The organism is Micromonospora qiuiae (assembly GCF_016863555.1).
Lineage (GTDB): Bacteria > Actinomycetota > Actinomycetes > Mycobacteriales > Micromonosporaceae > Micromonospora > Micromonospora qiuiae.
The window spans coordinates 21689-33186 of sequence record NZ_BOPC01000084.1 but is presented as its reverse complement, the minus strand read 5'-3'; the positions used below and the strand labels follow the sequence as shown (position 1 = coordinate 33186).

Below are 11498 nucleotides of genomic sequence, written 5' to 3'. Positions count from 1 at the left end.
GGGGGTACGTCCGGTCCGCGTGCCGGCTCGCTCACCGGTACGCCGGCTCGGCGATGCCGTGCACGATGCCCTCGGCACCAGTTGAGTCGCTGATCGTCGTGGTGCTGCTCAGGCATAGCCAACGCCGTGGTGCTCGGCGCACCGGCGATCGGTGATGGTGGGGGCACCTCATCGGCTGAGTCTGCTGCTCCAAGTGCCCTCGGTCAGTCCGCCGACCGTGCAGACGGTTGGCTCTCGCCGCGGTCTGGGTGCCAACGCTTCACAGCGAATCAACCAACTGTCAATGGGCTCCGGGATTGGATGTATCGGCACGCCGAGGGGTCGCCGGCAGCAGCCATCTCCGCAATCTCGGCGTGGCGGTCTTGCCGGGCCAGGAGTCGGATTAGCGCCTCCTGCGCCTCGCGGTCGCCACCGTGAGCCATCTGGCGAACCTCGTCCTCCCGGCCTTGGCGTTCCAGTAGCTCGACGAGACACCGATGAGCGTCGCGTGCGGACCCTTTGTGAGAGAGCGTTCTCAATTCTGTCTCCGCGTCGGCTGCCGCCAGCGCTCGGTGAAACTCCGGGCCCGCAGCCGCAGGGGCGCGTGCGGCCAGTTCACGAAGTTCCTCAAGGAGGCCCAACCTGGACAGCAGTCGCGCGAACGTCGCCACTACCACATAGCTATCGCCTCCCTCGGCGAGGCTGCGAAGTTCGTCGACGCGCCCCTCGTGCGACAGGAACTCGGCGTAGTACATGCGCAGGGCATCGTAGCCGTTGGCTTCTTCCTGGATCATCCACTCTCGGAGTTCTTCCCCTCGCCCAGCGCTGACAAGGAGGCTGGCCAGAGCGCGGGCGGCCTCATCCGGAACGTCGCCATCGCCGTTCTCGATGAGGTCGTCGTACTTCTCCTCGGCCTTCTCGACTTTTCCTTGCCTGGCGTACACGGCCGCCAGGCTCAACTGAGCCTCTTGGTCGCCAGCCTCTGCGAGGTCGATCAGATCGGACTCTCGGCACTTGTCTTCCAACAGCTGCAGAAGGTAGAACCGTCCCTCCTCACAGTCAGCGTTCGAGAGTCGCCGTAGCGCAGCCTCGTTCTCCCGGTCGTAGAGCACTTCGGCGAGGCTGTACCAGCCGTCTTCGCTCACATCGTCATTTCCCCAGTGCGACATCAGTTCGTCGAGGCGATCCTGGTGGATCATCAGCCAGGTGATCCCCCAGCGAGCCGCCCCGACACCTTCATCGAGCAACTCGCGGAGACGATCCTCACGACCTTGGCTCAAGAGCAGGTAGGTTAGCCGCCACGAACACTCTTCGTCGATCATGTAGGTGCGTAGCAGTAATGGAAGGGCATGCTGCGTGAGGCCACGGTCATCGGCGGCTAGCGCCAATCTGCTGAGAAGCCGTAGGTCGGTGACATGGTCGCCTATGGCCTCCCACAGAGTCGGTGGCGCGGGAACATAGTGGCGTTCGAGCCCGCCACGCTGCTGCAAGTAGTCGTGGAGCACGTAGCCGCCGTCCGCGCCCATCTGAGATCCGCGTAGCGGCCGAAGGGCACGGGTCCCGCCTCGCAGCTTCGTCTTGGCGTACTGCAACGCGTCCTCGTCGGCATTGGGTGGGGCCTCGGCGAACTGCTCGTCGGTCAAGTAGGACGTCATCGCTGCGGCCAACAGGCCCGAGCTGAGGACTTGCACGCCTAGGTTGGCGAGGTCGATTGCTGCGGTAAGCATCGCCGCGCCGTAGGGCTGGCTAACCTGACCGAGCTTCCAATGCTGTAGAACCTGTGGAGCGCCGGCGAGGTGTTGCGTGAGGCCGTAGTGATCGTCGTGAAGTGCGGCAGCAAGTCGTCGATCGGCAGTGGCTGAGGCCAGGTCGGCGGCGCGCCTGGCCTCCAGGTCCGTGAACGAGTTGCTGACCTCAATACGGGGGCCGGTCGCCAGGCGCAGGCACTCTCTTGCCGGGCGCCATGGATCTGGAGTAGGCCCCGGTTCGAGTACGGAACTCGTGGGTGAAGCATCGATCTTTTGGTAGGCGTCTGGCCACAGCACGTGGACCACGATGTTTGGTCCAGTTCCACCTCTAGCCTTGGTCCATGCCGAGATGTCGCCGGCAGTCAGGCCTCCGGGTACGAGGAAGCGCGGGATCGGTGTGTCATCGAGCCATACCAGGGTGGGCTCCGACGATGCCTCCATCGCTTCACGGACTGCGGCAGCGTCTTCGGCTAGCAAGATCTGCCAACCGTCCAGGACGTGCCGGCACGCCTCATACAGGCTCCGTGACTTGCCCGCCGACGAGTCACCGATGACTACGACCGATCCTCCTCCGCTCTCGGCCGCGGAGTGCAGCTGGGCACGTAGCGCTGTGTCGTGATCGCGGACGACATATGGAGGAAGGCGTGATGACTCCGTCTCTAGTTCCAATGTGGGATGAACCCCGAGGTCGAACGGAGAACACGAGTCGATGGGCACTAGGCGCCACGTCTTGCGAAAGGGGGCCGGCTCCGCAACGGCAAGACAAGCCGTCGAGTGCTGCCTGCGCGGCTCCCTGCTGCTGTGGAGGGAATCGGGAAGGACGCTGTCGACGACATCGAACACCTTCGCGAGCAGGTCGCCCGGGGTGATGAGGTCCGAGAAGTTCTCGCGCACGCCCCGGTAGGCGTCGAGGTACGTCGACAGCTGGTCGCCGTCCCACAGCGCGTAGTCCTTGAGGCCGAGACAGTCGACGAATTCGAGCAGTAGCGTGCGTATGGAGTCCTTGCCGCTGCCAGGAACGCTAGAGAGTCGAACATTCGTTGCAAGAATGTAGTATTCGGGCAATCGCCCGGAATTGAAGCGACGGCCGTTCGGATCGAGCCATGCCTTGAGTTCGCTATGGATCTGTCGCCTTAGCCACTGGGTGTCTTTGTTGCCGATGTCCTTGCGTCGGTACTTGGCCTGGAGTACTCCGTGGCCGCTCCATGGCTGCGCTGGTCCTGGGTAGGTCAAGGGTCCGTCGAACGTAGCCTCCCGTCCCCCGTCGGGGCCGTCACCAAACGCCTGGATGCCCGCGCCGAGCACGTGTACCGCCAGGGCCCGGCAGAGATCCTCGAATGGGCGCTCACCCAAACGACTGAGATCGTGCTTCACCTCACCATCATCGACCATCGAGCCCGGCCAGCTTTCGCTACTCCGCGCCACCAAGTCGTCCTGCAGGCCGTGAACGGAACCTTCGCATGTCCACTAGCCATGTCTGCGGGGCAGGGCGTCATCGCCCGGTGCCCGGTGCCCGGTGCCCGGTGCCCGGTGCCCGGTGCCCGGTGGGTAGGGATGGCTATGGACGTGTGTCTGCGGATGTGGCGGCCAATGCCTACAAGGATGTGCCGCCACCGCTAACGCTGTTGGCTGGTGGGAGTAACGCGGCGACGACGCCGCAGCTCGCGTTGGGCCTGGGCGCGGGCGCATTCGCGGCTGCAGTACTTGACGCCTTCGGTGCGGTTTTGTCCGAACTCGGCTCGGCCGCGCTGGCGGACGAAGGGCCGGCGGCAGGGTTCGTTGGCGCAGTGGCGCACTGTGGCCCCCTCGGCCATGTGGTTGTACAGCTGCAAGAACGACGCCGAGTAGATCGTGGCCCGGCGTTCTTCGAGTCCGCCGATGCCGATGCCGAACTTGCGCAACGCGGCGTTGAGCACGGATTGCAGGGTCGACAACCGGGAGGTGGCCATCATTTCCCGGAGGCCATCCAGGGTGACCTCGTGGAGGCTGTCCGGGTTGTCCCGGCGGAACTGCTCTAGCTGTTGCTCGTCTACCTCCGCTTCCACCAAGGCTTCGAGCCCGCCCTCGGTCTGACAGGCCAACCACGTTTTGATCGCCTCGTGCGCCAGGGATAGGTGCACCTCGACGTCGCGGCGGTGATGCCCGACCCGCCAATGGTCGTCAGGGGCGAACGGCACATCCTCCAGCCAGCCCTGCGCCTCGATGTCGAGATCGTCGCGGTCCATGTCGACCAGCGGGCCGTAGGCCCGCATAAGCGCGGCCACAGCTTCCAGGTCTGTCTGCGGTGTCTCCAGCAGTTCGTGCAGGTAGAAGTCGGGTGGCAGGTAGACCAGCTCCCCTTGTCGCGGCCTGATGCGCCACAGGATCCAATCCCCGTCGACCTCCACGTCAAGAAGCGGACGCAGAGGCGGCGGCGCGATCACGGTCCCCGGCCACAACGTAGGACGAAATCGTGCAGGCATATATCACGCAGCCTCTTGTCGGCGAGTGTGGATAGTAGGACGCTAGCAAGGCAGAACGTACTACGACGCGCTGAGGCGGCGCAACGCAGACCCGACCCCGACCGAAGGGCGCATGCGTGTTGGATGGCTTGGTCATCACGGCAGAGCGGCAGCGAGCACCCGGCGATGACATGCCCACGCCCCGACCCCCGCACCTAGAAGCTCCGACCGCAATTCCAGACCTCCTGCCGGCGTCCGACCGGCACGAGATCACCAGCAGGGCCACCTGCTGGCACGTCTGGCCCCCTGAACTGGACCCGGACAGTGCATGCGAAAGGTGCCACCTGGCCTATCAGGAGTGGTCCATGTAGGACTTGCAGGACCAGCTGACCAGCTGAGTAGTCAGCTTGCCAACTGGGCCGGTGACTACGCCGTGCAGCGCGGCGACGGCCCGCCTCGTGGTGACGGGGAGTGCTGGAGCGTTCGCTTTGTGTCCTGGGGTCATGAGGCATTGCTAAGGAGGTTGGTCTATGGCTGCTGGTGGGTCCGCGTCCGCGAAGCTGCCCGGCATCGTGAGTACGCGCAGTTCCGTACCCGCCAGCTCGTGAAGCGCATCGGGCCGCGGCGGCGCGGCGGGCCCGTCCTGATCTCGTCGGACGGCACACGCACAATGGACGCGTGACTAAGGAGCCGGATCTTCTTGCCGAGATCACGCGGGGTGCTGCCGACGATCGCGTCCCGCTGGCGTCGCTGCTTCGCAAGTGCATTGCACTAGGCGGTGCCACGGGCAGCGCCGAACTACGTGACTGGGCCAGCGATGAGGCTACTGGCTATCGCGATGACACCAAGATCCCTGAGTATCGGATCGTGTACGCGCCCATCCTCGTCGATGGTCAGACGGGGTGGCATAAGGTCACTGGTCAACAGATCAGCAGTTGGGACCTGCCCGACTTCGCTCGCGACCACATCACCAACGAAGTGCCTCTCGCGCGAGGCGTGGGCGAGCTAGAAGCCTTGCTGCGCAACGCCGATCGCAACGACGAGACTTTCGTGCGCATCCAGCCGCCCGGTGCTTCCGATCTGGTGACGTACATGAACCACCAGCAGGGCGGCGGGATCGAGCGTATCTACTGGAGCGTGAGCACCGCCCAGATCGCGGGCACGCTCGACCAGATCCGCACCACCTTGGTCCGCTTGGCGAGCGAGATGCGCTCCACCCGGCCGGCGGGGACCACTGTTCCTTCGCGGGAGGCCGCTGCCGAGGCCGTCAGCGTTGTGCTGCACGGCGGCGAGCGCAACATCGTCAATATCAACGCCGTGCAAGCCCAAGACGGCGGCAACGCCACCGTCACCATCACACCGCCCGCAGAATCCAAGGAATCTGGATGGTCGAAGACGGCGACCATCTGGACTGTGCTCGGCGTCGTAGTGGCCGTGGTGACCGGCTACTTTACTTATCGTCAATGGCGCGGCTGAACCTCCTGGTCCGCAGCCGGTCGAGGGTCGTTGGATGATCAGTCGTCTAGGCCGATGAGCCGCTTCCGTTCGCCGGACCCAGACCGGGACGGACCCCAGCGTGCGGCAAGGGCCGCTCCCGGTCGGAACGGCCCCTGCCCCGTTGTCGCGTCAGCCCGGCGTGCCCGCCCTGCGCTGCGGGGATCGGGATGCTGGCACGCCGGTTGCTGCCCAGCCGGGGCACGTCGGCCCGCGCGGCAACGACCTCGCCACGCCACACGCACCGGGCCGGGTCCGTGGCTTACCAGCCGGCGGCATCCCGGAGGTAGCTCTGCCACTCTGTGTACTCGTCTAGCACACCAAGCCCGCCGTGCAGCACGATGCCGCCCGCGTTGTGTAGCGCCTCCGCAACCGCTTCCAGATCGAAGTTGATCTGGTCCGGACGCGCGGGGACGAGCACGAGTGCGCGGTCCTTACCCATACGGGAGCGCTTCTTCACCGTGCTGTAACGGAACCACTGCCCGCTGTCGTCCAAGGCGTGCAGTGCGTCCAGGACTTCCTTGACGTCGTCGGGAAGCCGCTGACTGTCTTCGAGGTCGAGCCGGGCGAAGTAACACGTCAACCGCTGGGCGAGCCCGCCGATCGAGTGCGTTGCCGCCAGGATCGCGTCGAGGTTGGCCTGCTGAAGTTCGGTATCCGGGTCGCCGTCTGCCCGCAGGCACCGGGCGGCGCGGCGGATGACCGCCTTGAGCGCGAGTTCGATTCCGTGGCGGTAGTTGCTCAAGATCGGGAGGGCCAGATTGTCGTTCGGCCGGTGTGCCTTCCAATGCGTGGTAAGCACGTCGGCGGCTTCGAGGTAGCCCATCGCCAGGGCGGCGTCGTCCTCAAAACAGCCAAGGGTTGCCGTGCGGCGGAAGCTGTCGCCCGCCACGACCGGTCGCAACAACGAGGACTGATTGACGGTAGTCACCGATCAATCTTCCACTCCGATCCTTCACCTGGCCAGCGGTTATAAAGCCGGACCGGGGCAGCAGCTCGGGAGCCGCCGGTAACCTGGGATCCCCACCGTGCCAGCCCAAGCCACGTCGACCCTAGTGAAACCGGCCACAGTATGGTCGGCAGTGATACCTCCAGTCCCGACTTTGGGAGCGACATGACCGGCACTGCGCCCCTGAAAACCTGGCAATGCGACCGATGCCCCGACCTGATCACCGACCCCGACATGGCGCTCGTGGTCTGGCGCCGCGAGGACCAGAAGCTCAAGGGATTCATGATTGTGCACAAGTCCGCCGATGGGCGGGACTGCGACCCGGGCGACCAGGCCGGATACCGCGAGAGCAGCGAGTTGAGCACCTTTCTCGGGCAAGTGGGAGCGGCTTACCTGCTCAGTTGGCTCAGCATGGGCCCGGTGAGGGGCGTGCCGGACACCAATCAGGTCGCCGATCTCGACGAGTTCGTTGATCTCTTTCGGCGGGTCCAAGTGCCGTGGTACGAGCAGGCGCGGCCCCACTTCCATGACGAAGAGACCCAGCACTGGCTGTCGGACGCAAACGAGTACTACCCGTACATTCCGGAAACTCTACAGCGGACCGCCAAGCGGCGCTTGGGTGGCGCATAGGTAAAGCCGCAACGCCGATCCGGATGTAAGCGAAGCCACCCCCGGGTCGGCGTTGACAAGCCACCACTGTTCGATCGCCATCAGCCAGTGGTCGCGGCCATCAAGATTCAACTCTCGGTCGACGGCTACCACTCCACGACGCACTGTTGCGGCCTAGGCGAAAGCTCGACCACATCGGCAACCGCGAGGAGCTTGGCGGCCACGTTTTCTCCCAGGTCCGCTACCAGCCGCTCGCGGGTCGAAGCACATGCGATCCACGAACTTCCTGCCCTGCCAGCAAGCCTTTCAGCGGCGTCAGCTACCGCCCCTTGGTGCACCGCCATCAGGGCCTGGATATCCGGCTCGTCGGGCTGGAGGTTCCCGACGCCAGCCACGTTGTCGCTGCGGTCCGTCAAGTTGTCGAGGAAGATCACGGGCGGCCCTTGCTCGATGAGTCTCGGGTCGTAGTCACGGGCCATCTCGTACGCCTGGTAGGCCACCAGGTTGGATGGCGGGTAGCCGGCAGCGAGCAGGCGGCGGAGTGCGGCGTACGCGTTGTGGGTCTTCCCGGACATGAAGGGGCCGAGCAGGAGGAGCCGGGACCTGGCGCCGGACAGGACGGCGGTGCACCAGCGGTCGACCTCCGGCAGGTACGTCTCGGCGTCGCTGAAGCGGGCAGGAATGAGGTGTTCAGACACTGGCCCTCCTGGTGGGGACTGTTGTCGGCTTGTCGTGTTGTGTTAGCACCGTACTGCGGCTCCGGGGCCTGCGGTCGCACCCCGGGCCGGACGATCAGGCGTTGCTTCGGCTCGCTACGCAGCGGCTAGCTGCACCTGTATCACGCGGGCGGCCCCCCTCATACGCGGCGGCGGCGAGTCGTTCTACGAGTTGTCACAGCTCGCCGGGGACGGACGCTCCGGTGCACCCGCCATCGCCTACGACGTCCGCGGCTCGAAGACCTACAAGGTAGTCGGCATCTACAAAGGTCAGCGGCAGATGACCAACTCCGTGGAATCACCACGGCGGTCGGGTACGCCGCGCGGAGCGAGATGTTCGCCGGCTGGTGTCCGAATATCCTAGGCCAGACTCTTCTGAAAGAGGCAAACCCGCCCAATGGTGTCGAGCCGATAGTGCTCGGGCCAGCGGGCTTCGCCGACAGCCCCTACCCACCGCATGACGGTGCTTCCGCCAGCCCAGTTTAGTTCCGTCGCGCTGGAGACAGTCGACGCCGCACCCCGCGCAGCCCGAAGTCCGCTGTCGACGCGCAGGTCGGAACTCCGTTGGCATGCGTTACCAAGACGGATACTGTACCGATTCATGAGTGGTGAGTTGTCGGCCTTCGGTGCACTTGTTGACGGTCTTCGGCGCACACTCGACGTGCACCTCGCGGAGAAAGCCAATCCGCCAAAGGTGAAGCGTTCACGGAAGCCCAGATTTCAATTATCTGTTTCTCGGCTGCCGGAGATCCTCCGCGAGCAACTCCCCGATTGGGCTGAGCTGGTCTTAATTACCGGGAGAGAAAACGGCCGTGACGTCCGGTGGATTGGCGACGCAGACCGCTCCGCAGCCATGATCTGGTCGTCGTTCGAAGACGACGCCCTGGAATTGCTTGAACATGCGGGCGAGCACCCAAACACTGCGGACATCGCCCTCCGAATAGCGGGCGATCTGGCCGGGGAGCCGATTCCAGCATGGGAGTATGTCACCGTAGACCTCAACCTACCCATAACCAGCGTGCAATTGTTTGACGGCTGGCAACTGGCCAGCATCAACCGCGCCGAGGACCCAAGTTTGCCAATCTCCTATGGTGGATTCCTAGGCGATTTGTGGACACCAGATCTACTGCACGACCGCGGTTTCGGCGCGCTGCGGCGGCCAAGCTCTGCTCGCAGGCTCGACGAGGCCGCTGCCGGGGAGAACGACCTAATCTGGCCCCTGCTCACTCTCAACTTGCTGGATATTCCTCCAGTACGCGCGTTTACGGCCTATCTGGTGGAGCCTGGCCGGAGGGTACTTTGCCCGGCTGGCGGCCTCAGGGAGGGTTATCTGCCGTCCGAGGTCAAGCAGTGGCATCCGCAGCCGTTAACCATATTGCCGCGCAAGCCACACATCCTCGATCAGGCCATAGCGAACAGATTGGGGCGCTATGCCGCCGAGATGGGGTCTTGTCTAGCCGCGTTGAGTGTTGGCGACCGCCGGGTTCTGGCCCGCGCAACAGAGCATCACCTGTATCTGGCATATCACGAAGGTCCGAAGCAACCCAAACTCGATGGAAGCTATGCTGCCTTCCGCCATACCGTCACCTTGGAAGCACTTCTCGCCAGCGCGGACAGCGACCATGAGGGTATTGGTCGCAAGATATCCCAGCGGGCTGCGGTACTCGCCGGCCAGGACGACAACAGCCGTCTAGCCGTCCGCGACATTATCAAAAGTGCCTACAGCGCGCGGTCGGCCTTCGCCCACGGCAGCGGCCGCACCAGGCAGGTAGACCATGCACTTTTGACAAGCACCGTGAAGATAATCATGCGACGATGGCTCGCGTTAGCCGCCTCTCACGGAGCCAAACGAGTTGCGGCGTTGCTCGACGATGCCCTCCTGTCCACCACGGTGCGGGATGGCCTGATGCACGAGATCGCAGAACACGAGAGCCGCGCGGGAATTCAGTAGCCGATCGTCCTCGTACCTGCCTCAGCGACGGAGCTGGAACGCCGGCATCTTGACGGTGGACGCACCCCGCTACCGTGCCTACGTGTCCATCCGCTGGAGTTCCATCCATCAGCAGCTCGGGGAACCACCGTGCGACCTCAGCTACGAGATCATTCAGGCCGCCCGGGACCAAGGCGTCGTAGAAACTGACGGCTTGGACTGGAAGCGGACGCTCCCCGGCAAGGAACCCGGTGACCTAGACAAGTTCGCCACAGACGTTGCCGCCATGGCCAACACCGGTGGCGGGATCATCGTCTACGGCGTGGCCGAGGAGCACGGCACCAGCCGAGCACGGGAGATCGTCGGGGTCGACGCATCCGACGCTGCCCAGCGACGGCTGCGGCAGATCGCCAACAACCGCATCGACCCGATCGTGCCGGGTGTGGAGATGGTGTCGCTGACCGGCGACGGCAAGTCTGTGCTGGTGCTGTCGGTGCCGCGCAGCCCTGACGCACCACACATGATCGGTCAGCGAGAGTGCTTTCGCGTGCCCTACCGGGACGGCTCCAAGAACGAGTGGATGCGGGAGCGGAACATCGAACACGCCTACCGCCAGCGCTTCGACCGGCAGCACGACCAGACGGAGCGCTTGGTGGCCATGACTAAGGACATCGCCGACCACTTGGAAGGCAGCAGCAAAGCCTGGCTAATTGGGGTCGCGCGGCCCAGCACGCCTCTAACGCCCCTGGTCAAGCCACTCGCACGCGGGCAGGTACGAGAGCTGCTAGAGGCAGTCCTGCGGTACGCCAACCAGCTCGTGCCGCAGGACAGGTTCGGCCGGGAACTGCTTCTCCAGTCGCTCGGCGACGCGGCGCTCAATCCGAGGACGGGGCTAAGGCGATGGATCATCAGCCCACTGGCTGACTACGGCCCGGAACCACGCGCCGCATACCTGCTCGTCGAGCTGCATCGAGATGGATCGTTGGCGTTTGCGGTCGACAGTGGAGGTTGGGCACCCGGCCAGCCGGAGACGCCATGCCAGATCTATGCACCCTTCGTCGAGAACTTCGCTATCGATCTCGTGGCACTGGCCAGCGTGTACGGAAGACAGATGGGTGGGCAGGCACCCATGGGCTTTCGGATCGACCTGTGGAAGGCGGATCCGGCCACGCCCGTAACCCCAGTAAACAACCTACGAGGAGGCGGAATGATCTCCTCGCACCTGGAAAGGCCAGCAGGAGCCCGGGACGTACGCCGTTTCCACCCGTTCTACGGAGAAGTACCAATCGAGGGCGACAACTCAGACTTGCTGGACACAGCTCGGACAATCGCATCCGACATCCTGCACCAATTCGGCATTAGCCGCCACACTGTACTTCCCCTAGCGTGAACCCACACGTACCAACTCTTGAAACGGTGCAGTTCTTGAACCTTTGGAATTTCCTTGCCTCGCCGGCCTGGGGCGCCCTCGAATCGCTAGGTACCGCTGCCGCCGTGGGGGTAGCGGCTTGGGCCGCGATGCAGGCGCGGTCATCGTCACGCTCCTCAAACGCAGCCACGACCACCTTGTCATCAATCGAGATTCAGCGCCGCCACAGCGAGTTATTACCTCGGTTCCGAGTAACATGTGAG

8 protein-coding genes are annotated in these 11498 nt (G+C 64.4%); 4 read left to right on the top strand and 4 right to left on the bottom strand.

What is annotated here, in order from left to right:
* Positions 1-269: 269 nt before the first annotated feature.
* A complete protein-coding gene (locus tag Vqi01_RS24840; protein ID WP_204037266.1) occupies positions 270-3101 on the bottom strand; it encodes a tetratricopeptide repeat protein in 2832 nt (943 codons plus the stop codon).
* A 242-nt stretch (positions 3102-3343) separates the two neighbouring features.
* Positions 3344-4114 carry a hypothetical protein gene (locus Vqi01_RS24835; protein WP_239098641.1) on the bottom strand — a complete coding sequence of 257 codons (771 nt, stop codon included), beginning with the start codon at positions 4112-4114 and terminating at the stop codon, positions 3344-3346.
* Between the two features lie 732 nt (positions 4115-4846).
* Between Vqi01_RS24835 and Vqi01_RS24830 the strand changes: the two genes are divergently transcribed.
* Positions 4847-5644: an AbiTii domain-containing protein gene (locus Vqi01_RS24830; protein WP_204037264.1), complete on the top strand. Its 798-nt coding sequence runs from the start codon at positions 4847-4849 to the stop codon at positions 5642-5644.
* Between the two features lie 280 nt (positions 5645-5924).
* Here Vqi01_RS24830 and Vqi01_RS24825 read toward each other — a convergent pair whose 3' ends face one another.
* Positions 5925-6593, bottom strand: coding sequence for a hypothetical protein (locus Vqi01_RS24825; RefSeq protein WP_204037263.1), 669 nt, complete (start codon positions 6591-6593; stop codon positions 5925-5927).
* Positions 6594-6776: 183 nt separating this feature from the next.
* Between Vqi01_RS24825 and Vqi01_RS24820 the strand changes: the two genes are divergently transcribed.
* Positions 6777-7241, top strand: coding sequence for a hypothetical protein (locus Vqi01_RS24820; RefSeq protein ID WP_204037262.1), 465 nt, complete (start codon positions 6777-6779; stop codon positions 7239-7241).
* Positions 7242-7366: 125 nt separating this feature from the next.
* On the opposite strand, the gene Vqi01_RS24815 is transcribed toward Vqi01_RS24820, so the two are convergent.
* Complete coding sequence (locus Vqi01_RS24815) at positions 7367-7918, bottom strand: hypothetical protein (protein WP_204037261.1); 552 nt, start codon at positions 7916-7918, stop codon at positions 7367-7369.
* Positions 7919-8537: 619 nt separating this feature from the next.
* Here Vqi01_RS24815 and Vqi01_RS24810 point away from each other — a divergent pair.
* Both Vqi01_RS24810 and Vqi01_RS24805 read left to right on the top strand, forming a co-directional pair.
* The gene (locus Vqi01_RS24810) at positions 8538-9887 is read left to right on the top strand and encodes a hypothetical protein (protein ID WP_204037260.1); all 1350 of its coding nucleotides are present in this window, start codon (positions 8538-8540) and stop codon (positions 9885-9887) included.
* Positions 9888-9969: 82 nt separating this feature from the next.
* On the top strand, positions 9970-11256 hold the full coding sequence (locus Vqi01_RS24805; RefSeq protein ID WP_204037259.1) for an AlbA family DNA-binding domain-containing protein: 1287 nt from the start codon (positions 9970-9972) through the stop codon (positions 11254-11256).
* Positions 11257-11498 lie beyond the last annotated feature (242 nt).

What these genes read in the sequence shown, in the direction of transcription:
- Vqi01_RS24820 (WP_204037262.1), top strand. Translation starts at nt 6,777, where the DNA reads ATGACCGGCACTGCGCCCCTGAAAACCTGGCAATGCGACCGATGCCCC.
- Vqi01_RS24810 (WP_204037260.1), top strand. Translation starts at nt 8,538, where the DNA reads ATGAGTGGTGAGTTGTCGGCCTTCGGTGCACTTGTTGACGGTCTTCGG.